At 61.0% G+C, this 23,292-nt stretch carries 23 protein-coding genes and 1 riboswitch; of the genes, 5 read left to right on the top strand and 18 right to left on the bottom strand.

Translation table 11 applies throughout. The annotated features are described in order from the left end of the window. Positions 1 to 114: 114 nt before the first annotated feature. On the bottom strand, positions 115 to 1,491 hold the full coding sequence (locus G5171_RS05820; protein ID WP_005338391.1) for an alanine/glycine:cation symporter family protein: 1,377 nt from the start codon (positions 1,489 to 1,491) through the stop codon (positions 115 to 117). A 107-nt stretch (positions 1,492 to 1,598) separates the two neighbouring features. After that, positions 1,599 to 1,714, bottom strand: a riboswitch (glycine riboswitch). Between the two features lie 507 nt (positions 1,715 to 2,221). Between G5171_RS05820 and G5171_RS05815 the strand changes: the two genes are divergently transcribed. After that, entirely contained in the window at positions 2,222 to 3,388 is a 1,167-nt protein-coding gene (locus tag G5171_RS05815) for a type III PLP-dependent enzyme (protein WP_100646524.1), read from the top strand. 84 nt (positions 3,389 to 3,472) lie between these two features. Here the strand turns inward: G5171_RS05815 and G5171_RS05810 are convergent, their stop codons facing one another. Further along, entirely contained in the window at positions 3,473 to 4,441 is a 969-nt protein-coding gene (locus G5171_RS05810; protein WP_100646525.1) for a calcium/sodium antiporter, read from the bottom strand. 126 nt (positions 4,442 to 4,567) lie between these two features. Then, a complete protein-coding gene (locus G5171_RS05805) occupies positions 4,568 to 5,041 on the bottom strand; it encodes a peroxiredoxin (protein ID WP_100646526.1) in 474 nt (157 codons plus the stop codon). Between the two features lie 126 nt (positions 5,042 to 5,167). Between G5171_RS05805 and G5171_RS05800 the strand changes: the two genes are divergently transcribed. Beyond that, positions 5,168 to 6,094: a phenylacetate--CoA ligase family protein gene (locus G5171_RS05800; protein WP_167557840.1), complete on the top strand. Its 927-nt coding sequence runs from the start codon at positions 5,168 to 5,170 to the stop codon at positions 6,092 to 6,094. Positions 6,095 to 6,177: 83 nt separating this feature from the next. Here the strand turns inward: G5171_RS05800 and yfcD are convergent, their stop codons facing one another. After that, positions 6,178 to 6,660 carry an NUDIX hydrolase YfcD gene (gene yfcD, locus G5171_RS05795; RefSeq protein ID WP_167557839.1) on the bottom strand — a complete coding sequence of 161 codons (483 nt, stop codon included), beginning with the start codon at positions 6,658 to 6,660 and terminating at the stop codon, positions 6,178 to 6,180. A 203-nt stretch (positions 6,661 to 6,863) separates the two neighbouring features. Here yfcD and G5171_RS05790 point away from each other — a divergent pair, with 203 nt between their 5' ends. Further along, the gene (locus G5171_RS05790; protein WP_421172537.1) at positions 6,864 to 7,082 is read left to right on the top strand and encodes a DUF1107 family protein; all 219 of its coding nucleotides are present in this window, start codon (positions 6,864 to 6,866) and stop codon (positions 7,080 to 7,082) included. Between the two features lie 54 nt (positions 7,083 to 7,136). On the opposite strand, the gene G5171_RS05785 is transcribed toward G5171_RS05790, so the two are convergent. The 11 genes from G5171_RS05785 to G5171_RS05735 form a co-directional block, all read right to left on the bottom strand. Next, positions 7,137 to 7,451: a DUF2845 domain-containing protein gene (locus G5171_RS05785; RefSeq protein WP_227341111.1), complete on the bottom strand. Its 315-nt coding sequence runs from the start codon at positions 7,449 to 7,451 to the stop codon at positions 7,137 to 7,139. Between the two features lie 188 nt (positions 7,452 to 7,639). Beyond that, positions 7,640 to 8,251 carry an FKBP-type peptidyl-prolyl cis-trans isomerase gene (locus G5171_RS05780; protein ID WP_005338405.1) on the bottom strand — a complete coding sequence of 204 codons (612 nt, stop codon included), beginning with the start codon at positions 8,249 to 8,251 and terminating at the stop codon, positions 7,640 to 7,642. Between the two features lie 212 nt (positions 8,252 to 8,463). Beyond that, positions 8,464 to 9,189, bottom strand: coding sequence for a copper homeostasis protein CutC (locus tag G5171_RS05775; RefSeq protein ID WP_421250606.1), 726 nt, complete (start codon positions 9,187 to 9,189; stop codon positions 8,464 to 8,466). 41 nt (positions 9,190 to 9,230) lie between these two features. Next, the gene (locus tag G5171_RS05770) at positions 9,231 to 10,133 is read right to left on the bottom strand and encodes an ROK family protein (RefSeq protein WP_421250607.1); all 903 of its coding nucleotides are present in this window, start codon (positions 10,131 to 10,133) and stop codon (positions 9,231 to 9,233) included. Between the two features lie 108 nt (positions 10,134 to 10,241). Further along, positions 10,242 to 10,748, bottom strand: a complete 507-nt coding sequence (locus G5171_RS05765) for a GNAT family N-acetyltransferase (RefSeq protein WP_421250608.1) — start codon at positions 10,746 to 10,748, stop codon at positions 10,242 to 10,244. Then, positions 10,736 to 11,542 carry a M48 family metallopeptidase gene (locus G5171_RS05760; protein WP_005343906.1) on the bottom strand — a complete coding sequence of 269 codons (807 nt, stop codon included), beginning with the start codon at positions 11,540 to 11,542 and terminating at the stop codon, positions 10,736 to 10,738. Before G5171_RS05760 ends, G5171_RS05765 begins: the two co-directional genes overlap by 13 nt. Positions 11,543 to 11,723: 181 nt before the next feature. Next, the gene (locus G5171_RS05755; protein WP_421259946.1) at positions 11,724 to 12,698 is read right to left on the bottom strand and encodes a PstS family phosphate ABC transporter substrate-binding protein; all 975 of its coding nucleotides are present in this window, start codon (positions 12,696 to 12,698) and stop codon (positions 11,724 to 11,726) included. A 177-nt stretch (positions 12,699 to 12,875) separates the two neighbouring features. After that, positions 12,876 to 14,171 carry a phosphate regulon sensor histidine kinase PhoR gene (gene phoR / locus G5171_RS05750; RefSeq protein ID WP_421250609.1) on the bottom strand — a complete coding sequence of 432 codons (1,296 nt, stop codon included), beginning with the start codon at positions 14,169 to 14,171 and terminating at the stop codon, positions 12,876 to 12,878. 8 nt (positions 14,172 to 14,179) lie between these two features. Further along, complete coding sequence (phoB, locus tag G5171_RS05745) at positions 14,180 to 14,869, bottom strand: phosphate regulon transcriptional regulator PhoB (RefSeq protein ID WP_005338414.1); 690 nt, start codon at positions 14,867 to 14,869, stop codon at positions 14,180 to 14,182. Between the two features lie 101 nt (positions 14,870 to 14,970). Then, positions 14,971 to 15,381, bottom strand: coding sequence for a VOC family protein (locus tag G5171_RS05740; protein ID WP_421250610.1), 411 nt, complete (start codon positions 15,379 to 15,381; stop codon positions 14,971 to 14,973). A 130-nt stretch (positions 15,382 to 15,511) separates the two neighbouring features. Continuing rightward, complete coding sequence (locus G5171_RS05735; RefSeq protein ID WP_421250611.1) at positions 15,512 to 17,191, bottom strand: sigma-54-dependent Fis family transcriptional regulator; 1,680 nt, start codon at positions 17,189 to 17,191, stop codon at positions 15,512 to 15,514. A 236-nt stretch (positions 17,192 to 17,427) separates the two neighbouring features. On the opposite strand from G5171_RS05735, the gene G5171_RS05730 reads away from it, so the two are divergent. After that, complete coding sequence (locus G5171_RS05730) at positions 17,428 to 18,945, top strand: aldehyde dehydrogenase family protein (protein ID WP_005358870.1); 1,518 nt, start codon at positions 17,428 to 17,430, stop codon at positions 18,943 to 18,945. A gap of 80 nt (positions 18,946 to 19,025) precedes the next feature. Here G5171_RS05730 and G5171_RS05725 read toward each other — a convergent pair whose 3' ends face one another. Further along, on the bottom strand, positions 19,026 to 19,811 hold the full coding sequence (locus G5171_RS05725; protein ID WP_421250612.1) for an AraC family transcriptional regulator: 786 nt from the start codon (positions 19,809 to 19,811) through the stop codon (positions 19,026 to 19,028). Positions 19,812 to 20,044: 233 nt separating this feature from the next. Between G5171_RS05725 and G5171_RS05720 the strand changes: the two genes are divergently transcribed. Then, entirely contained in the window at positions 20,045 to 20,944 is a 900-nt protein-coding gene (locus tag G5171_RS05720; RefSeq protein WP_421250613.1) for a DMT family transporter, read from the top strand. Between the two features lie 76 nt (positions 20,945 to 21,020). Here the strand turns inward: G5171_RS05720 and G5171_RS05715 are convergent, their stop codons facing one another. Further along, the gene (locus G5171_RS05715; protein ID WP_005338420.1) at positions 21,021 to 21,716 is read right to left on the bottom strand and encodes a response regulator; all 696 of its coding nucleotides are present in this window, start codon (positions 21,714 to 21,716) and stop codon (positions 21,021 to 21,023) included. 3 nt (positions 21,717 to 21,719) lie between these two features. After that, positions 21,720 to 23,288 carry an ATP-binding protein gene (locus G5171_RS05710; protein WP_421250614.1) on the bottom strand — a complete coding sequence of 523 codons (1,569 nt, stop codon included), beginning with the start codon at positions 23,286 to 23,288 and terminating at the stop codon, positions 21,720 to 21,722. Positions 23,289 to 23,292: the final 4 nt, after the last annotated feature.

The raw sequence follows: 23,292 nt of genomic DNA, 5'->3' as shown, positions 1-23,292 counted from the left end.
CCTTATCCCGAAGGGAGAGGGAAAGTCCCCATCCAGAGACACGGCGCACAAAAAAGCCACGACCGGAGTCGTGGCTTGTTCTTTTCAATGGGAACGTGAAACGGGCTGAGGCGTTCAGGCCGTCTGCGGCTCCGGCTCGGCTTCGCTATCCAGATCACGGCTAAAGTAGGCGCGGGTCTCGGCGATCACCACATGGCGCAAGCCAATCAGGCCGATGAGGTTGGGCACCGCCATCAGGCCGTTGACGATATCGGCCAGCAGCCAAATCATATCCAGATGGAGGAAAGCACCGCTCGCCACCAGCGCCAGATAGACCAGACGATAGGGCTTGATTGCCTTCACCCCGAACAGGTACTCGGTGCAGCGCTCGCCGTAGTAGTTCCAGCCAAGGATGGTGGTAAAGGCGAAGAACAGCAGGCCAATGCTCACCAGATACTGGCCGACATGAGCATCGAGCCCCTGGGCAAAGGCCAGACTGGTCATGGCCGCACCGCTTGCATCGCCGCTCCACACCCCGGTCACCACCAGGGTCAGGCCGGTCATGGTGCAGATGATGATGGTGTCGATGAAGGTACCTGTCATGGAGACCAGCCCCTGCTCCACGCACGAATCGGTCTTGGCTGCCGCCGCCGCGATGGGCGCAGAGCCCAGTCCCGATTCGTTGGAGAAGACCCCGCGCGCCACCCCGGACTGAATGGCCAGCATGATGCTGGCACCGACGAAGCCGCCGGTCGCCGCATGGCCGGTGAAGGCACTCTCGATCACCAGCATGACGGCATCGGGCAGGGCGCTGGCGTTGTTCACCAGCACGCCCAGACAGGCGACGATGTAGAAGATGGCCATGAAGGGCACCACCTTGCTCGACACGCTGGATATGGACTTGATCCCTCCCAGGGTCACCAGCGCCACGATCAGGGTCAGCACCACGGCGGTCGCTTCACGGGGCACCGAGAAGGAGAGGCTCATGGCGTCGGAGATGGCATTGACCTGAGGGAAGGTACCGATGCCGAAGAAGGCCACGCCGATGCCAAACAGGGCAAACAGCTTGGCCAGCGGCTTGGAGCCGAGCCCCTTCTCCAGATAGTACATGGGGCCACCCGCCATCTGGCCGTTGGCATCCTGCTCGCGATATTTCACCGCCAGCAGACACTCGGCGTACTTGGTGGCCATGCCGAACAGCGCCGCCATCCACATCCAGAACAGGGCACCGGGACCACCGAGCTTGATGGCGGTGGCCACCCCGACGATATTGCCGGTGCCGATGGTGGCAGAGAGTGCGGTACAGAGGGCGCCGAAGCTGGAGACATCTCCCTGCTTGCCCTGCCCCTGATCGCGACCAAAAACCAGCCGCAGAGCGAGCGGCAAGCGCACCACCTGAAGCAGACCCAGACGCAGGGTGAGATAGATACCGGTCCCGACCAGCAGGATCAGCAGGGGCGGCCCCCAGATAAAGCTATCGATGGCGGTTAACGCCGATTGAATTGATGACATGCATCCTCCTTAAGAAACAGAAATTAAGGAGGAGAAGGATGATCTTCCCATAGGTGTCACGATCGGCCAGAGGCGATCGGATGCGGGCCAAGCCCAGGTACAACCATCCCATCCCCTCTGTCCTTTTGCCTGAGAGTTTCCGGCGCCAGCCTGCCCTTGCGGGTAGTCATGGTGCCTTGCTCCTTCGGCGCCCGATTTAACGGGTCTCTCCAGAGTATCGTCCAGTAGCAGTCCACACCGGTTGCCCAGTACCTGAAAGATTCACTTCTTCGGTGGATGGTTGCCCATCGCTCTCCTGCTACCTTCATCCGAACTAGTTTGGATTAGGAAGTCGGCATGTTAATCCAAAAAATGTGAGCTGTCTCGCACTTGGCCGCCCCCATTTATATTTTTTTAGTGACCACCAGAACCGCGGCAAGAATGTTAAATGCTAGTTAACTATCAACAAGTTAGGCTATCACGCATCAAATGTGGCCCAAACGGGAAAAATGGCGGATAGAGAACAGTGATCCCTCTCGTTTCGCCAAGAAAATCTTGCCGACATATCCAATCAAAATGCTTGCACACAGAATCAATAAGCCGATAATCCGCTGCATAACCAAGCACTTTGCCATCAATTTATGCACTGTGTTCGGTTGGTCCCACCGGACCGCTCGCCTGACCCGGCCGTCGCCGGTTCAATCGCATATGGCTTGGGCATATCACGCCCCCTAAGGATGACCAAAAGAGAATGAACGAGACCCTGGTTGCAAAAGATGTGGTCGCACAAGATTACCGTCAGCTGGTTGAACAATTCGGCTCCCCCCTGCTGCTGCTCGACAAGGCAGCCATCCGCAAACAGTATCGGGCGCTGGCCGCCGCCCTGCCCGATGTACGATTGCACTATGCACTCAAACCCCTGCCCCATGAGGCGGTGGTCTCTGTCTTGAAGGAAGAGGGGGCCTGTTTCGATCTGGCCACCAATGGCGAAGTGGATCTGGTGCGCAGTCAGGGGGTTCGCCCGGGACGTTGCATTCATACCCATCCCATCAAGCGCGACAGCGATATCCGTTACGCGCTGGAGTTCGGCTGCACTGTGTTTGTCTACGACAACCCGCTGGAGCTGGAAAAGTTCATTCCCTATAAGGACGAAGTGAAACTGCTGCTGCGGGTCAGCTTCCCCAACCCCGAGACCAAGGTCGACCTCTCCAAGAAGTTCGGCTGCACCCCGGAGCAGGCGCTGCCGCTGCTGCAACTGGCCCACGCCAAGGGGATCAAGGTGATGGGGCTGTCGTTCCACGTCGGCTCCCAAGTACCCCACGCCCGTCGCCATGTGCAGGCCATCGACGCCTGCCGCGAGATCATGGAGCAGGCCTGGGCGCTCGGGCTCAAGCCCTGGGTGCTGGATATCGGCGGCGGTTTCCCGGTGGATTATGAGGGGGGCGAGTTCGATATCGACGGCTTCTGCGCGCCGATCCGCGAAGCGCTGGCCAAGTTGCCCGCTACCGTGCAGAAGATTGCCGAACCGGGCCGCTTTATCAGCGCGCCGGCCATGACTTCGGTATCAAGCGTGATGGGCAAGGCGCACCGCGGCGACAAGATCTGGTACTACCTGGATGACGGTCTCTACGGCAGCTACAACGGCCAGCTCTATGACCACGTTACCTATCCGGTTAGCACACCTTATGCCAGTGGCGAGCAGCACAATTCGGTGCTTTCAGGCCCCACCTGCGACAGCGTGGATGTGATCCGCGACGGCATCATGCTGCCGGATTTGGCTATCGGCGAGTTGGTGGTAGGCAAGGTAATGGGTGCCTACACCTGGGCCTCCGCCTCCACCTTCAACTTCTTCCCCAAGGCCAGCATCCTGATTCTGGACAGCAGCCAGAAGGGGCAGAAGCTGGTGGCAGTAGCCTGAGCACACCGCTCGCCAACAGGTTCACTGGGCAAAAACAAGAGGGGGAAGCTTGAGCTTCCCCCTCTCTCATTTCACCAACCCCTATCAGATAAACTGACTGGTCAGCAGCCAGCCGGTGTAGGCGACGAAGCAGGTCAGCAGCAAGCCCCCCTCCAGCCGGTTGATACGGCCCTGCCCCTTGCGGCCCAGACACATCACCAGCAGCAGCAGGGTCAGCCCCATCATGATGCTCCAGTCACGGGTGAGCACCTCCGGCGCCACATCGAGCGGGTGGATGCCCGCCGCGATCCCCACCACCGCCAGGGTGTTGAACAGGTTGGAGCCGAGCACGTTGCCAAGGGCCAGATCATGCTCGTTCTTGCGAATGGCGATCAGCGACGAGGCCAGCTCCGGCAAGGAGGTTCCCACCGCGACTATGGTGAGGCCAATCACCAGATCGCTGATACCAAGCGCCTGAGCGATGGTCACCGCCCCCCAGACCAGTAGACGGGAAGCACCGATCAGCAGCACCAGCCCGACCACCAGCCAGAAGATAGCGCTCTTGAGGGACATCCCCTCGCTCTCGATATCCTCGGCGGTCTCGGTATCCAGCGCATCTCCCTTGCCATTCATGCCAGCCCAGATAGACCAGCCCATCAGGGCAACGAAGACGGCCCCCAGAATGACCGCATCCATCCGGCCCAGATGGCCATCGATCAGCAGGGCGCCAGAGAGCAGGGTAATACCGAGCAGGATCGGGATCTCCTTGCGTACTACCTGAGAGGCCACCGCGATAGGGCTGATCAGTGCCGTCAGACCCAGGATCAACGCGATATTGGTGATGTTGGAGCCATAGGCATTGCCGAGCGCCAACCCGGGATTGCCCTGGGACGCCGCCAGCGCCGAAACCACCATCTCCGGGGCCGAGGTACCAAAACCGATGATCACCATGCCGATCAGCAGCGGCGGCATCCCCGCATAACGGGCGGTGGCGGCAGCGCCGTCGACAAACTTGTCTGCGCTCCAGACCAGCAGCGCCAGTCCGGCAATCAGGGCAACAAAAGCCAGGGTCATAGGATCTTCATCTCTTGTTATCTGCAACGAAGCGCCAGCCCGAACGGGCAGGCACCATGGGAAAGTGGCGCCAGTGTAGCTGTGCCACCTTCCATTTCAAGGGGAAATCAAACCGTGATTAACATTTCACAGCACAGCCAGCAGGCTCGCGGCATCGGAGACCTCGAACTTGCCCGGAGCCTCCACAAACAGCTGCTCGACCACACCATCGTTGGCGATCAACGCAAAGCGCTGGGCACGGATGCCGCCAAAGGCGCCGGTATCCTTGGCCAAGCCCAGCGCCCGGGTCCAGCTGCCATCGCCATCTGCCAGCATGGTGATCGCCTCGGCATTCTGGGCCGTCTGCCAGGCACGCATCACGAAAGCATCGTTGACCGACAGACAGCAGATGGCATCCACCCCTTTGGCCATAAACTGATCGGCCAGCACCACATAACCGGGCAGGTGGGCATTGGAGCAGGTGGGAGTAAAAGCACCGGGTACCGCAAACAGCACTACTTTTTTACCGGCGAACAGCGTCTGGCTATCCCGCAGCTGCTTGCCCTCGGCGGTGATAAAGGTAAATTCGCCCGAAGGCAGAGTCTGACCCATCGCAATCATTGTGCTCGTCCTTAAGTGGAGGGAGGAGGCCCCAGTCTACCCCACTGCCGAGCTGTGACACAGACCTCCCTTTGCTTGGATCATTTGAACTAACCTTGAGCAGGATCAGCCGACCAAGGAGGCCTCATGCAGCACTATTACGATGGACTGGAAATTCGCCCCCCCGCCTTGCGCGAACAACAGCAGCTGGAGCAGCTCAATCATCAGCTTACCCATGTCAGTCAATATTGCGCCGGTTACTCCAGCGTCTATCGCCAGTGCCGCCTCGAGGATCTGGCAGAGCTGGCCACCCTGCCACTGCTCGACAGCAAAGAGCTGTTTGCCGCCCAGCAGGCTCACCCTCCGTTCGCCGGACTCACCGGCCGCCCCGCCAGTCAGGCGTTGCGGGTCTTCTCCTGTCCGGGCCAGCTGGCCATCCCCGAGTATGCGGGAGCAGACTGGTGGGGGGCCGCTCGAGCACTGTTTGCCGCCGGCTTCAAGCCAGGTGAGGTAATACTCAATGGCCACGACTATCATGCCGGCCCCACCGCCTTTATTTTCGATAACGGCGCCCGCCAGCTGGGCGCCCCCGTGGTGCCCTGCGGGCCCCACGATACCCAGCGCCAGCTGGAGGCGCTGCTGCGCTATCAACCCACCGGCTACGTCGGTCCGCTGGTGACCCTGCTCGATCTGCTGGAAGCGGCCGAAGCGGCCGACATCCCGACCGACTCGCTGCGCCGCGCACTGCTGTGTGAAGCCACTCACCCGGAAACCACGCCGCTGCGCGCCATTCACGGCATTGCGGCCCTCAACTGTCTGGTGTGGCAGGATGTGGGGGTAGTGGCTTACGAGAGCCGACCAGGAGAGGGATTTATTGTGAGCGAGAGTTGCATCATCGAGATCATCGATCCCGCCAGCGGCGAGCCGGTGAGCGGCGACGAGACCGGCCAGCTGGTGCTGACCAGGCTTGACCTGGAGTATCCATTGCTGCGCCTCGTCACCGACTGGCAGGGGCACTGGCTCACGACGCCAAGCCCGTGCGGTCGCTCCAACCGGCGCCTAAAACTGGTGTAGCAGGCCAAGTAAATGCACAAAGGCAAACGGGCAGCCATCAGGCAGCCCGTCTTGTCTCTGAAGAAGAGGATATATGAAATTGGTCAGCGCCTCGCCTGCCAGGTGGCGATGGCGAGCAGGGAGTCGGGGGTAAATTCGCTGGCACGCTCGGCGATCTCGGCCAGGCTCATCCAGTGCACCGAGCTCACCTCTTCGGCCTGCAACTGCAGCGGCCCCTGATAACGGCAACTGAAGAGGCCACCCCAGACCCGGTAGCCCTCCCCTTCCGCATAAAAGCTGCCAAAGCCCTGCAGAGGAACATCTATAATCCCCAGCTCCTCGGCCAGCTCGCGGCGGGCGGAGCGCTCCATCTCCTCACCGGTGGTGACCACGCCACCAGCGCAGGCATCCAGCATGCCGGGGCAGAAATCCTTGCTGAGGGTGCGTCGCTGCACCAGGATCCGATCCGCGTCGTCGAGCACCAGAATATAGCTGGCGCGATGGCAGAGATTCTCCCGCCGCACCTTGGCTCGCTCGGCCACGCCAATCACCCGGTTATCCTCGTCCACCACATCAACCCATTCCACGCACAGGCCCTTTTATTTGTTCCATTCAAGCCCGCAGTATATCGGTGCGGTGGTTTGTCATGGCACAACTTTTTCGATGATGCCGTCAATTTGCCGAGCTCACTGGCAAAATAAGGATTCATGCAAATCTTTATAAACCGTCATATCAGTGTCATCGACCGACACCATAGTGTGCCCTGTCCAGGCAATCAGGGAACCGTGTGATGAAGGTATTCAAGCAGTTATCCCCACGGCAGATCGCTCGCTACATCAAGAGCTTTCATCGAGGCTATTTTGCCATCGAGTCGCTGGGGACATTTGAATTCAACGCGGGCAGGATCAGCCTCCATGGCCTGACCTGCCGCCAGCGGCTAAGACTGGCACGCCAGATCAATCTGGCTGTCAGACAACTTGGTCACAACGACCCCTTGCCGGACATGTGAGTCAAAGGGTCTTGCCCTGCTGTCTGTTGTGCATCCATGCCTTTCGCCCGCCGGCTACTCGCCGCGCGGGCCATTTTCGATGTCGATTACCTTGCCGTTGCGCACGGTGACAAAACGCATGAATTCGTTCTTGCCGAAGTTGTAGGTCCAGCGTTCACCATATTTGACCTCGACCACGTTGCCGTACTGATTCTCCTCGTTACGGGTAATATCTTCCCGCAACATCGGCTCGCCGCACTTGAGCAGCATCTCGGCGGTGCTGTCCCCTTCGGTTATGAGCGCATTCTTGCAGCGCATTGCGTCGGCGCTGGCCGGAATGCTCAGCAGCAACAGAGCAAGCCCCGCTACATTCTTCATCTTATTGCTCATCGGGTTCTCCTTATCCTCTCTAATGAGTCGCGGTATGCCTGTTTCCGTTTCTGAAAAAACCAGTCAATGGCGCAAAAACGCCGTCCTTTTCTGCTCTCCAGCCCGCTGCCCGCGACAAATGCTGTCTATCACATAACCCAAAAACAAACGGCGACCCGAGGGTCGCCGTTTGCATCAAGCCAGCAGGATCACAGGATGTCCAGCAGCTCGACTTCAAATACCAGTGCAGAGTAGGGCGGGATGGAACCGGCACCACGAGCACCGTAGGCCAGATCGTGGGGGATATAGAGCTTCCACTTGGAACCAACTGGCATCAGCTGCAGCGCTTCAACCCAGCCAGCGATCACGCCGGTTACAGGGAATTCAGCCGGCTGGCCGCGAGCGACGGAGCTGTCGAATACGCCACCGTGGGTGAAGGTACCGTGGTAGTGCACACGCACGGACTGACCGGCTACCGGAACGGCACCGTTGCCTTCTACCAGCACTTCGTACTGCAGACCGGAGTCGGTCACCTTCACTTCAGCGCGCTTGGCGTTGTCAGCCAGGAAGGCTTCGCCGTCAGCAGCGGCGGCCTTGGCGGCGGCTTCCTGCTCTTCTTGCATACGCGCAGTGATCACCTGGAAGGCATCATTGATATCGTCACGGCTGACCGCGAACTCCAGACCATTCAGGGCATCTGCCAGACCTTGTTGCAGGGCCGGGATATCCAGACCGGCGAAGGCTTGCTGCGCCAGCTGATCACCCATGTTGCGGCCGATGCCATAGCTGGCCTTCTGTTCGATAGAGTCGTATTGGGACATTGAGATGTTGCTCCAGATCCATGTAGTAAAGAGGCGGGATGATATCAGACTTTTATGTCGGGTGCTGCCGGCCAGACCGTTGATTTACCCGTCAGTGGGAGGAACTTCACACAAGACGCGGATGAATGCCGCCCAACGGCGGCGCTCTGCTTAAGCTCGATCCAGCAAGGCTCTGACTACCGCGAGCCTGGAGAAATCCCATCCAGCTTTCTTCACGCCTTGTCGAGCAACGCACGCACCGCGGCCACCTTGGCGCCGTCGGTGATATTGACCCGACCGTCATCCGAGGTGCCCATATTGACGCCATGGGGCACCATGCCGCCGCGCCAGCCCATGCCGGACATATGCACTTCGCTCACCCCGGTGAACTCGATGATGGTCCGCACGTTGTCGGCATTGACCCCGGCACCCGGCATCAGGCTGGCACGCCCCGCCAGCGCCTGCTGCATCTCTTGCAGGGTTTCCAACCCAGCCAACGCGGTCGGCGCATGGCCCGAGCTCAGAATGCGCTCGCAACCGGCCGCGACTATGGTCTCCAGATCGAGGCGCCAGTCTGAGGAGAGGTCGATGGCGCGATGGAAGGTGACACCCAAGGGGCCAGCGGCGTCCACCAGCTGTTTGAGTCTGGTGGCAGGCACACGCCCCTCCTCATCCAGCAAACCGACCACCACCCCTTGCAGCCCCGCAGCACGTGCGGCCGCGATATCTTGCAGCATCATCTCGAACTCGCCGTCATTGAAGCAAAAATCCCCGGCACGCGGGCGGATCATGGCGTAGACCGGCACGGTGGCATGGCGGGCTGCCTGCTGCATAAAACCGTAGGAGGGGGTCAGGCCACCCAGACCCAGCGCAGAGCAGAGCTCGATGCGATCCGCCCCGGATTGCTGGGCGGTAAACAGGGATTCCAGGTTGTCGATACAGATTTCAAGACGGGTCATGAGGACTCCTTTTTCGGGGAGATCAGACCCCACATCTGATCTCATAGATTGAGCAAGGCTGCGCCGCGCACACCACCGGCGCCGCCGAAGCGGGCCTGGCGGATCTCGGGCAGGGCGACCCCGGGCAGCAAGTGACCGGGCAGACGCAGCGGCAGCTGTTCATAGAGGGCGGGCAAGCCGCTCAGGCCGCCCCCCAACACTACCACCTCGGGATCAATCACCGAAATGGCGGTGGCAAGCCCGGCGGCCATGATCTCCAGCCAGCAGTCGACCGTCTCGACCGCATGGGGTTCATGGGCCTCGAAGCGCCCCACAATCTGGTGACCCGTGGCGCGCTGGCCATGGAAATGGTGATAGAGACGCTCCAGACCGGTGCCGGAGGCATAGGTTTCAAAACAGACCAGACGGCCGCAGCCGCAACGGGGACGGGGCAAATCGGGGTACTTCATCAGCATGGTCGCGGGCAAGGGGTAGTGACCAATCTCGCCAGCCAGCCAGTTGCGCCCCTGAATAAGCTTGCCCGCCAAATAGACGGCGCCGCCGATGCCAGTGCCGATGGTGACGCCGAGCGCACTGCCTGCGCCGTCGGCAGCCCCTTGATGCACTTCGGACCAGAGGAAGCAATTGGCATCGTTATCCACTTTGACCGGCCGTTCCAGCAACTCGGCCAGATCGGCGCCCAGATGGCGACCATTGATGGAGGGCAGATTGGCCGCCACTATGCTGTGATCCTGGCTGTTGATGACACCGGGGAACCCGATGCCGACCGAGCCCCGTACGCCGGAGCGGGCATCCGCCTGCTCGACCCGGGAGCGGATCAGCTGCTGCAGCCCCTCGTAATCGTTGCCCGGGGTGCTCATTCGCTCCTCGTAACAGAGGTTCAATGCTCCGTCATAGACCGCGAAGGCGATCTTGGTGCCACCGATATCAAAGCCGTAATACATGCCCGCACTCCCTGTCAGCCCGTGTTTATCCAACTCTGTTCCAAGGGGGACATTGTATTAATTCGCAAAAAAAATAAAGTGACCGAGGGCGAAAAAACGGGAGAGAGATCAGAGCAAACGGCTCATTTGTCGCTGCAGACAGGGCTGCCCGAGGCTTATCAGGGTGCGCTCCTCGCCGTCAAAGACGAAGCCGCGGCGCAGGTAGAACCCCTCGCCAATGTGGTTGCCATCGAGCAGCCACAATTTGACGCAACTACAACCGGCGCGGCGCATCTGCATCGCCACCGCCTGCCACAGCCGTTTGCCATAGCCTTGTCGCCAGTGGTCGGGATGAAGGTAAAAGGCGCGGATCAGGGCATGGCTCTGTTCCGCTTCCTGCTGTGGTTGCCAGTAGAGCAGGCCAATCACAACCTCATCGAGACAAAGTAGCATGGGCCTTGGGCCCGGCTCGGCCAGACGGCTCTGCCAAATCTGCAGATGAGCGGTAACATCCAGCTGCTCCAGCAAGTCGGCACCGAGCACCTGGCCATAGACAGCGAGCCAGCTGGCTCGCTGCATCACCGTCATGGCGGCGGCATCATCGCTGCGCGCCATGCGCAGGCTTATGCCTTGCATTGGGGCACCAGACCATTGGCTCGGGCCTGCTCATAGAGCGGCAGCACTTGCGCCTGTTGCGCCTGCAACTCGGCGATCCGGTTCTCGTTGCTCGGGTGGGTGGAGAGCAGTTGCGGCGGGGTATTGCCACCAGCGGCGGCACTCATGTTCTGCCACAGTGGGATCGCCTCGGCCGGATTGAACCCGGCCCGCGCCATCAGCTCAAGCCCGAGCCGATCCGCTTCGCTCTCCTGAGTGCGGCCATAGGGGAGCATCACCCCCACTTCAACCCCGAGGCCAAGGGCGGCCATAGTGGCGCCGCGATACTCGCTGGTGCCCATAGCGATGTCGGCCGCCGCCAGACCGAGTCCGGCCAGCTGGCTGCGCGAGAGTCGCTCGTTTGAGTGCTGGGCCAGCACGTGGGTCAGCTCGTGGCCAATGACTGTCGCCAGCTGATCCTGATTTTTGGCCACCTTGAGCAGGCCGCTGTAGACCCCGATCTTGCCACCTGGCAGGGCGAAGGCGTTGACCTGTTTGGAGTCAAACACCACCACTTCCCAGTTGGTGATGCCATAGCTGGCCGGCACCTGGGCGGTCACCGCCTTGGCGACACAGGAGACATAGGCGTTGAGTTTGGCATCCTTGCTCACCTTCTCCTTCTTCTTCATCTGCTCGAAGGAGTCGGCACCCAGCTGATTCATCTGCTGGGGAGAGTAGAGCAGCATCTGGCTGCGGCCGGTCGGCGACTGGGCGCAGGCGACCAGCAGGGAACTACAGAGGGCTACCAGGCCAAACTTGGTGAGGGACGCAATCATGAAGGGATCCTTTGCCATATCGTTGCCCTATTCTCGGAAATGCCGCCCCGCGACGCAAGGGAGCCAGCCCCTGGCTGGTGGAAAAACATCCATCCAGCATTATTAACAAAACTGACAGCCGCCAAAAACAAAACGAGCCCGCTTGGGGCTCGCTTTATCAGGACATACTGACCTCAGGCAGTTACATGATACCCAGCTTTTTCAGATCAGCCTGTACCACCTTGGCCGGCACCGGCACGTAGCCATCTTTGGCCACGATGTTCTGGCCTGCTTTGGAGAGCATCATTTTGACAAACTCTTGCTCCATCGGGGAGAGAGGTTTGTTCGGATGCTTGTTCACATAAACGTACAAGAAGCGAGAGAGCGGATACTTGCCGGTGATGGCGTTGTCGGCGCTCGCTTCGATAAAGGTCTTGCCATCCTTGGAGAGTGGAACTGCACGCACGCCGGAGGTGACATAACCGATACCGGAGTAACCGATACTGTTGAGGGAAGCGGAAACAGACTGCACCACGGAGGCAGAGCCCGGCTGCTCGTTCACACCGCTCTTGAAGTCGCCGTTACAGAGCGCGTGCTCCTTGAAGTAACCGTAGGTGCCGGATACCGAGTTGCGACCGAACAGTTGCAGATCCTTGCCCGACCAGTTACCGGTCAGACCCAGATCAGACCACTTGGTGGCCGCCTTGGCTTCGCCGCACTTGAGGGTGCTGGAGAAGATTGCGTCGATCTGCGGCATGGTCAACCCCTTGATGGGGTTGTCCTTGTTGACGAACACTGCCAGGGCATCGACTGCGACGCGGATGGCAGTCGGCTTGTAGCCGTAACGCTTCTCGAATGCCTCCTCTTCACCGGCCTTCATGGCACGGCTCATCGGGCCAAACTGGGCAACCCCCTCGGTCAGAGCGGTCGGCGCGGTAGAGGAGCCGGCAGCCTGGATCTGCACATTGACGTTGGGATACATGCGCTTAAATTCTTCAGCCCACAGGGTCATCATGTTGGCCAGAGTATCAGAGCCGACAGAGGACAGGTTGCCCGAGATGCCGCTGGTCGGGGTGTATTCCGGCAGGTTTTTATCGACACCATAGGCCAGGGTGCTGGCAGAAAAAAGGGCTGCTGCGGTGAATCCGATTACACCAGCCAGTTTGTTGAGTTTCATCCAATCTCTCCAAAGTTACAGAAGGTCCGTTCTTAAAACGGCGCCAGTATCTGACCTGGCAGTGACAAATTTATGGATTTAATGTGACACTTTAATGACATGGCAGCGCTTTTGTCTAAATGGCAAAGGGCTGCAAGCGCAGCCCTTCCCGTGTATCTAACACCTTGTCATAAAAGACTATTTAATCACCACCAGGCGACTCGGAATGAGAAAGCTGAAGCGGCTGCCAAGGCCAACCCGGCTCTCGATATCAAGCTGGCAGTCATGGTGACTCAAGGCATGCTTGACGATGGCAAGGCCAAGTCCTGAGCCGCCGGTGTGGCGGGAGCGGGCCTTGTCGACCCGATAGAACCGCTCGGTGAGCCGCGCCAGATGCTCGGGCGGGATCCCCTCCCCCTCATCCTGCACCGCAAATAGCGCCATCGCCCCCTGCTTGCGCCACTCCACGCTGATTTTTCTCCCCGCAGGGGTGTAGTGGATGGCGTTGTAGACCAGATTGGAGACGGCGCTGCGCAGCTGCTCCTGATCGCCACGCACCAGGAGGTTGGGCTGCACCATGAATTCGATCTGGTGAGCCCGCTCCCCCGAGAGCGCCCGCGCCTCCTGCTCCAGCAGCCCCAACATGGCGGGCATGTCTACCAGATGGGAAAGATCCACGCTCGGAGCCGCCTCGATGCGCGACAGGGTGAGCAGCTGATTGACCAGATTGTCCATCCGGATGGTCTGCTCCATCATCACCCGATGCGCCTTGGCCCACATGGCGGGCGGCGGCGGCTCCTCGGTCATCTCCAGATAGCCCTTGAGCACAGTAAGCGGGGTGCGCAGCTCGTGGGAGACGTTGGAGACAAAGTGTTTGCGGGTCTTTTCCAGACTGCGCAAGCGGGTGACATCGCGCACCACCAGCATCGCCTGATCGGAGGCGTAGGGCATGATGCGAAACTCGAGAAACTTCTCCTCATTGACCGGAGAGTGCATCTCCAATGGCTCGTCAAAAGCCTGTTTCGCCAGATAAGCGGTAAAAGCCGGATTACGGATCAGGTTGCCGATATGCTGGCCGGCATCTTCCGGCCAGCGAAAACCGAGCAGTTGCTCCGCCAGCCGGTTGCACCAGAGGATGCTGCCATCATCGCGCAATACTACGGCCGCGTCAGGCAATGCCTCGGCCCCTTCCCGAAAACGGCGGATCAGGCCCGCCAACTCGCGGCGCCGGGCGCGGTGGCGCTGCTGCAACTTGTAAATGCCATTGAAGATGTGCTCCCAACTGCCTTTTCCGTTGGGAGGAACCAGACTGCGATCGTGCCACAGCCAGTCCGACAGCCGCTTCTGGAAGCGATAGTGCCAGCCCAGATGCAACACGGCCGCCACCAGCAGGCAGAGGGCAAGATGATCAATCAACCAGCCAACCAATGCGAAGGGGGCGTAGAAAAACGCCATTCGCCACAACTGTCGCCGCCAGGCGTAAGGTTGCAACATAACTGCCTCTAGAGACGGGTTGAGAAGCGGTATCCGGCTCCACGCACCGTCTGGATCAATCTGTCGTGCCCTGTCTCTTCAATCGCCTTGCGCAGGCGACGAATATGCACATCCACGGTTCTGTCCTCGACGTACACATTGGTACCCCAGACATTGTTGAGCAGCTGTTCACGGCTGTAGACCCGCTCGGGGTGAGTCATGAAGAAGTGAAGCAACTTGAATTCGGTCGGCCCCATGTCGAGCGCCTTCTCTTCGGCACTGACCCGGTGGGAGACAGGATCGAGTTTCAGCCCCTGCACCTCGATCACCTCGTCTACCGAGGTGGGCGACACGCGGCGCATCACCGCATGGAGGCGAGCGGTCAGCTCCTTGGGCGAGAACGGCTTGGTGATGTAGTCGTCGGCTCCGGCCTCCAGACCACGCACCTTGTCCTCCTCTTCACCGCGAGCGGTGAGCATCACCACCGGGATCTGGCGCGTCACCTCATCCTGCTTGAGCTGCTTGATAAACTGGATGCCACTGCCGCCCGGCATCATCCAGTCGAGCACGATGAGTTCGGGGTAGGGTTCGCGCACCTTCGCCAGTCCATCGGCGTAATCTTCCGCTTCAATCGTCTCATATCCCTTCTGCTCCAACACGAAGCAAAGCATTTCGCGGATCGGTGCTTCGTCCTCGACCACCAGAATTCGCTTAGCCATTCCCTTCTCTCTCCTCTGTGAAGATGGGTGCGCCAATTATTAGAATTTTCTGTGACACTTTTATGACTTTATGACAGGCGGGATGATAAACGTTTTCAGATTCAGTTGGCAGCAGTACGTTGCAACAAGTCCCACCGGTTGCCGCTGATATCCTCAAACACCACCACGATGCCATATGGTTCATCGCGGGGCTGTTCACAAAAATGAACACCGTACGCCTGCATGCGCTGGTAATCCCCCCAGAAATCAGTGGTCTCGAGGAACAGAAATACCCGGCCACCGCCCTGTTGGCCGATGGCGGCCTGCTGCTGCGCATTGGCCGCTTGTGCCAGCAGCAACGCGGAACCGGGGGTGCCTTTGGGGGCAACCCGTACCCAGCGCTTGCCCGGTTTGCCCGGTTCATCGAGCCGAGTGTCCTCCAAAAGCGCAAAGCCAAGACCCTCGGTAAAAAAGCGAATGGCCTGATCGTAATCAGCCACCAGCAGGGTCAGCGCCCCTATGTGTTGTGACATGGCAGAAAATCCTCAACGGATGAGTCAACGGGCGCAATGCCCCCAGCAAGGGCGCATCATAGCGGCTGGACGGACAGGGCTCCAGCCGTCATGTGCGTCTTGAAAACGACCGATGAGGGGTAGTGAGCACTCAAGGGGCTTCGCGCAGCGTCCGGTAGAGGGTGGTGCGGCTGATCCCCAGCTGGCGCGCGGCCTCGCTCACATTGCCGCCGCATGCCGCCAGCGTTTGCTGCACCTGCCGCCGGGTTTGTTCACGCAAGCTGGTCGCCTCCCCCATCGGCAAGACGCCGGGCTCTGTGGCCACACTGGGCAGATGCAGGTGGGCGGGTTCTATCCAACCCAACCCCTCTGCCAGCACACAGGCCACTTCCAGTGCCTGCTTGAGCTGGCGCACGTTGCCGGGCAGCGGATGGACCAGCAGCTGTTGCTCCGCATCGCGGGTCAGACGCAGGGTCGGGTCCATCTCCGCCAACAGTCGCTGGATCAGCTCCAGACGCTCAGCGGCAGGCCAACGGCGCAGCGGCATCAGCTGCTGGCGCCAGCCGCAGATCCGGTAATAGAGGTCTTCGCGAAATGCGCCACTCTGCACCATGGCCGCCAGATCCCGGTGGCTGGCACTGACCAGCCAGAAATCCACCGCCTCCGGCTTGTGACTGCCAACCGGCGTCACGCTGCGCTCCTGCAATACCCGCAGCAGTCGGGTTTGAGCATGCAGCGGCAGTTCGCCAATTTCATCGAGCATCAGCATGCCGCCATGGGCTGCGCGCAGATAACCCTGACTGCCCTGGCTGCGGGCACCGCTGAAGGCCCCGCCCACATAGCCAAACAGCTCGGCTTCCACCAGATCTGCTGGTAACGCGCCGCAGTTAACGCACACCAGTGGCTGCTCCCGCCGACTCGACGCTCGGTGCAGGGCCCGCACCAGATGCTCTTTACCGCTGCCAGTCTCCCCCTCGATAAGCAGTGAAATGCCGCGCTCCAGCATCTTGAGCGGCACCTGCTGCGGAGGTGGCACCGGGCTTGAGTGACCCGGCAGCGCGGTGCAGGAAGGTGTCGCGTCCGCTTCTGGCACCAACCGCAAGCCACGCCCCTCGCGCAGCAGTTGTCTGCCATCGAAAGGGTGCTGGCCAAGCCAGAGTCGACCTGCCCGGTTGGCGCCGAGCAGTTCCCCCTCCTCTCCCAGCAACAGGCGAGCGGACCAGAGGCTCTGGGGATCGAGATCCACCAGCCAGCCCGGCTGACGCGCCAGCAGTGCGTTTTCGAGGGTCATGGCCAGCAGCCGCACCGTGCCCAGCATATCGCCATCGTGATGGGCCGCATCGGTGGAGATATCGAGCACCCCGAGCAATTGCCCATTCGGCCCCAGCAACGGACAGGCGCTGCAACTAAGGAAGCTGTGCTGGGCGAAGAAGTGCTGATTGCCGAGCACCTGCACTTCGCTCTGCTCGGCCAGCGCGGTACCGATGGCGTTGGTACCCTTGCTCGCCTCCCCCCAGCGGGCGCCACTGCGCAAAAAGATACGCTCGGCATGGCGGGCGAACCCCTCATCACCACTGGCGGCCAGAATGGCCCCCTCACCGTCACACAACAACAGGCGACAGGGGCGACCCGCCAGCAGCTGGGCAAACAGCGGCAGCACGAAGCGCTGGAAGCAGGAGATCAGAGCCCTGTGCTGATCCTGACGGGCCGACAGCTCCCCCTGGGGCAGCAAGTCCAGATCGGCGCTCTGCTGACGGCTCAGCCCCTGATGCAGGCAGCGCTGCCAGGAACGCTGGATCGGACCGGGACCGGGTTGAAGTGACTCACTCATCACGCCTCCTGTTCACAAACAGCACGACTGTCTCGGCCACTGCCCAGAAACGGTACAGTTTTATCTCAATAGCCGTGGTCATTGGTTAACCAAGATACGCTGCCACACCCCATTTGATAACGTTTTTGTAACCTTCTATCTGCTGGTCAGACCCTTTGGCACGCCCCTTGCGATATCAGCTGGCAACCGGTCTGTCAGCCAGTCCGGTCAGGATCACACACATAAAGGATGATGAGATGATTTATACCGCTCCCGGTCAGGCAGGTGCCCTGGTCAGCTTCAAGTCCCGTTACGACAACTTCATCGGTGGTGAGTGGGTGGCTCCTCGCGCCGGCCGCTACTTTGAAAACATCTCGCCGGTGGATGGCAAAGTATTCTGCGAGGTCGCTCGCTCCGACGCCGCCGATATCGAGCTGGCGCTGGATGCCGCCCACAAGGCGTTCACCAGCTGGAGCAAAACCAGCGTCACCGAGCGCAGCAACCTGCTGCTGCGCATCGCCGATCGCATCGAGCAGAACATCGAGCGACTCGCCATCGCCGAAACCTGGGAGAACGGCAAAGCGGTGCGCGAAACCCTGGCCGCAGACCTGCCGCTGGTGGTGGATCACTTCCGCTACTTCGCTGGCTGCATTCGCGCTCAGGAGGGCTCGGCCGCCGAGCTGGATCAAAACACCGTCAGCTACCACTTCAAGGAGCCCATCGGCGTGGTCGGCCAGATCATCCCGTGGAACTTCCCGCTGCTGATGGCCGCCTGGAAGCTTGCCCCTGTGCTAGCGGCGGGTTGCTGCAGCGTGCTCAAGCCCGCCGAGCAGACCCCGGTCACCATCATGCTGATGATGGATCTCATCAAGGACATCCTACCTGCCGGCGTAGTCAACGTGGTCAACGGCTTCGGCGCCGAGGCAGGTCAGGCGCTGGCCACCAGCAACCGGATCCAGAAACTGGCCTTTACCGGTTCGACCGAAGTGGGCGCCCATATCCTGCGCTGCGCCGCCGACAAGCTGATCCCCTCCACCGTGGAGCTGGGGGGCAAGTCCCCCAATATCTACTTCGCCGACGTGATGCAGCACGAGAGCAGCTACATCGATAAGGCGGTGGAAGGGATGCTGATGACCTTCTTCAACCAGGGGGAAGTGTGTACCTGCCCCTCCCGCGCGCTAGTGCAGGCCAGCATCTATGACGACTTCATGGACCGAGTGCTGGCCCGTGCCCGCACCATAGTGCAGGGCAACCCCCTCGATACCGCCACTCAGGTGGGAGCGCAGGCGTCTCGCGAGCAGTTCGACAAGATCCTGGGCTACATGGAGATCGGCCGCGGCGAAGGGGCCAAGATGCTGATCGGCGGCGGCCCGGCCAAGGTGAGCGGACTGGAGGGGGGATTCTACATCCAGCCCACCATCTTCTCCGGTCAGAACAAGATGCGAGTATTCCAGGAGGAGATCTTCGGGCCGGCACTCGGAGTCACCACCTTCAAGGACGAGGCGGATGCGCTGGCCATTGCCAACGACACCCAGTACGGGTTGGGGGCAGGCCTGTGGACCCGTGACAGCAATCTGGCCTGGCGCATGGGGCGTGGCATTCAGGCTGGCCGGGTCTGGGTCAACTGCTACCACGCCTACCCGGCACACGCCGCCTTTGGCGGTTACAAAAAGTCGGGGATCGGCCGCGAGACTCACAAGATGATGCTGGACCACTATCAGAACACCAAGAACCTGCTGGTGAGCCACGACATCAACCCGCTCGGCTTCTTCTAACGCAAGCAGATACCATCAGAAAGGGCGCCTGCGGGCGCCCTCCTTGTTTTGCTTTACCAGATGACATGTCCGGCGATTTATTATCGGGCTGACTGTAGGCGATAACGCTGGGGGGAGCAGCCCAGCTCCCGGTTGAACATGGCGATAAAGGCCGAGGTGGAGCCATAACCGAGCCGCCAGCTGATCTCCTGAATGGGCATGTCCCCCTTGAGCCAGGCCAGCGCCTTGAGCAGCCGCAACCGCGCCCGCCACTGACCGAAGCTCATCCCCAGCTCCCGCAGGCAGCGCCTGGCCAGGGTGCGCTCTGTGGTATGCAGTTGTCCGGCCCACTGGGCCAGAGTTCGGGGATCGGCAGGATCGCTGTGTAACGCCGCCAACATGGGAGCCAGCAGCTTGTCCTGACTCATCGGCAGGTAGCTCTCCTGACAGCGGGTGCGCGCCAGTCGCTCCACCAGTAACTCGGCCTGACGCTGATCCCACTCATCCGCCATATGGCTCACCCGCCGTTCGCAAAAATCGCTCAGCAGGGCGCGGATCAGCGGGGTGAGCAGCAGCAATCTGGGCTCTGGCGGCAGCTTGGCCGCCAGCTCGTGGCTGACGTAGATGGAGGTGTAGTCGAGGGTCTGCTCGTTGTAGGAGGTGTGCTCGAGATCCGCCGGCACCCAGATAAGATAGTCGGCAGGGGCCACCAGTCGCTGCTCCCCCAGCTCTATCTCCATGATCCCCAGGCTGATCATGTTGAGCTGGCCCCAGGGGTGGGAGTGCAGCACGGTCGCGCTGTCGGCTAGCATCTGCTGGTAACTGAAAAATAGCGGATTGGGAGCGGGCAGAACGACATCTACCGGCTGAAAGTGGTGAGTGGCCATCAGCGCCCCTTGTCAGCGAAAGAGAGGAGCAGGCGTGATGCAACGCCCTGTTGGCTCGGTCTCCGGCACAGGCCAAAAGCAGCCATCAGTTGCGGGCAAACGCAGTCCGTGTGGGCCGGAATAAAGTGCATCAGAAAGAGTTGTCTTTTCTGCTGGGTCATCTGTCTGTTTTACGCTACTTGATAATATAAAGACAAGGGTAGACTTGGCCCCCTGTTAATAAGGAGCCTCTGATGCGAATCTTTTCCCCTCTTCTCTTTCCGCTGATGGCTGTGCTGATCTGGGCTACCAATACCGTGGTGTCCAAGGCGGCCGCCAGCGTGCTCGACCCCGCGGCCATCTCCTTCTATCGCTGGGTGATTGCCGCCCTGGCACTGACCCTCTTCTGCCTGCCGCAGCTGTGGCGCCGCCGTAGCGAGGTTCGCCCCTGGCTCGGCAAGCTGCTGGTGCTGGCGGCGCTCGGTATGGTGCTCTACCAGTGCCTCGCTTACTACGCTGCTCACAGCACTTCGGCCACCAATATGGGGGTGATCGGCTCCCTCATTCCACTGCTCACCCTGCTGCAAGGGGCGCTCTTCTTCGGCCAGCGCCCCGGCAAACAGGCACTGCTCGGCATGAGTCTCTCCCTGTTCGGGGTGCTCTGGCTGCTTGGCAAGGGCGAACCACTGGCCCTGCTCCATAACGGCATCAACCAGGGGGATGGCATGATGTTGCTCGGCTCCGCCAGCTACGCCCTTTACGGCCTCTTGATCCGCCGCTGGCAACTGCCGTTTGGCCCCTGGCTCAACCTCTACATGCAGATCCTGCTGGCAGTGCTACTGCTGGTGCCGCTCGCTCTCAGTGCCGACTCGATGGCGGTGCCGGCCGAAGGGTGGGGACTGGTGCTCTTCGCCGGGCTCGCTTCCTCCCTGCTGGCGGCCTACTGCTGGATGCGCGGCCTCGCCTGCATGGGAGCCGAGCGCACCTCGGTCTTTATGAACCTGATGCCGCTCTGTACGGCGCTGATCGCCGTCGTCGGTCTGGGTGAACCGATCCACGGCTATCACCTGCTGGGGGGCGGGCTGATCCTGGGCGGGGTGATGACCTCCCAGCTGAAGGGGCGTGCGCCGGTAGCCGAACGGGAAACCGCCTGAGAACCAACATCGTCCGGAAACAACAAGGGAGCCCATGGCTCCCTTGTTGTTTCTGCAATGCACGCCAGTGCGCATCTCAACCGGCCCGGCGCCAGCGGTAGCGCCGCTCCGGCCGCCCCCGCTGACCATAGTTGAGATCCACATCCACCCGATCTTCCGACTCCAGATACTCCAGATAGCGGCGCGCCGTGGTGCGGCTGAGGGAGAGTCGCAGCGCCACCGTGTCGGTGGAGAAGACGTTCTCCGGCTCACCCGCCAGCAGATCCAGTACCTGACGCAGGGTGATGCTGTCGATCCCCTTGGGAGTGACGCGCATCTCCTTGATCTGGGAGCGCCCTCCCTTGCCCAGCAGCTTGTCGAGATCTTCCTGCTCCAACCGACCCCGCTCGCACAGACGGCTGTGCAGTTGCAGGATCTCGTCCAGACTCTGCTGGATGCGAAACAGCCGCAATGGTTTGATGACGTAGTCATGAACCCCCAGATTGAGGGCCTGCTGGATGGTCTCCACATCCCGCGAGGCAGTCACCATGATGACATAGGCTTCGCGGTTGTGGCTGCGCAGGCGGCTCACCCACTCAAGGCCGGAGCCATCGGGCAGGGAGACATCCACCAGCAGCAGTTGAGGCACCACACCTGCCATCATGGCATCGGCCTGGGCCAGGGTGCCAGCCCGCCCCAGCAGGGAGAAACCGGGTGTCGCCGCCACCAGTTCTGACAAGATGGCACCGATCCGATCGTCATCTTCAATAACAAGCGTGATTATTGGGTCCATGGCTCACATTAATTGGTTTTTATTCAAGTAGATACCAAACAGGGTGGTCTGCTCGGCGGTTCGCCGCCATTCTATCACACCCTCGTGCCGACCCACGGTCTCCTTGACCAGGAACAGACCCACCCCGTGATCGCCGCTCTGACGGCTCACCCCGTAATCGAACAGATGATCGGCCAACTCCTCGTCGACCCCCTCGCCGCTATCCTCCACCTCGATCACCAGTCGCCGCCCCACATCGCACAGAGAGAGCAGCACCCTGGGCGGCCGCTGCTGGCGGTTGCGCCAGGCCGCCTGCAGGCCGTTATCCAGCAGGTTGCCAATGAGGGTGATGAGATCGGCCGAGACCGAGGCCGGATACTCCGCCAGCGCCGAATCGGGATCTAGCTCCAGGGTCACCCCCAGCTCGCGAGCCCGGCTGAACTTGCCGAGAATAAGTCCCGCAACCGGCTTGTTGTCGATCAGCCGCAGCAGCTCCTGCAGCATGGTCTGGCACGCTTCGTTCTCCTGCTGGATCAGCTCCACCGCCTGATCCACATGGCCCAGCTGCAACAGGCCGGAGAGGCTGCTCAGCTTGTTGGCGAACTCGTGGCTCTGCATCCGCAGCATCTCGGCATACTGGCGCAGGTGGGTCACCTGCACCCCCAGACTGGCGGCCACCTCCGGACGGCTGAAGATCAGCAGCCGCCCCGGCGCCTTGCCCTGCACCGCCTGCCAGCGACCGACGAAGGACTCCCCCTGAATGGTAAAGCTCACCTCGCCCCCCTCCTGCTCCAGACAGGGGGCAAGGGGCGGCACCAGCTCCACCAGCGACTGCCCCTGCAGGGCGTGGCGCCCGGTGGCCGGCAGCCGCAGCTGATAGATGGCGGTGCTGTTGATCATGTTGATGTTGCCGCGGCCATCGAGGGCAATCACCCCTTCGGTGATGTGCTCCAGCACCAGATCCTGCAGGGTGAAGCGGCGCACGATCGCCTCCGGCTCCAGATCGAGCAGGGTCTTGCGCAGCAAATATTGCACCCAGAGCGCCAGCAGCAGGCCACACCCCAGCACCGCAACGATGGCGCTGATGAGCAAGGCTACCCGCTCCATATAGATGCCCTCCACCTGCTGCATCAGGTAGCCCACCACCACAGCCCCCATGACGCGCCCATCCCCGCCCACCACCGGGGAGAAGCAGCGGATCGCCGGCCCCATGGTGCCCCGCTCCTTGGAGCAGTAGCTGCGCCGCTCCTGCAGCGCGGGCCAGATATCCTCGCCACGGAACTTCTGCCCCACCAGCTCGGGGTTGGGGTGGCTGAGGCGGCGACCATGCTCATCGGTCACCACCATATAGGTGGCATCGGTGCGGTTGCAGACCGTCTCCACATAGTCGCGCAGAGTCGGATCACTCCCCTGACGCAGGGCCTCGACCACCCGGGTATCGGCCGCCATGACCCGTGCCAGATCGCTCCCCTTATCCTGCAGATTGCTTTCCAGCAGATGACGGATAAAGAGGGCCAGCAGGCTGCCCAGAATGAGGATCAGCAGCATGGAGAGCCCAAGAGAGAGGGTGACCAACTGGTGGCGAAGCTTCATGCAC

It is taken from the genome of Aeromonas sp. 600774 (assembly GCF_049175075.1).
GTDB lineage: Bacteria > Pseudomonadota > Gammaproteobacteria > Enterobacterales > Aeromonadaceae > Aeromonas > Aeromonas veronii_A.
The sequence above is the reverse complement of the archived record's forward strand: the minus strand, read 5'-3'. Positions and strand labels throughout refer to the sequence as shown.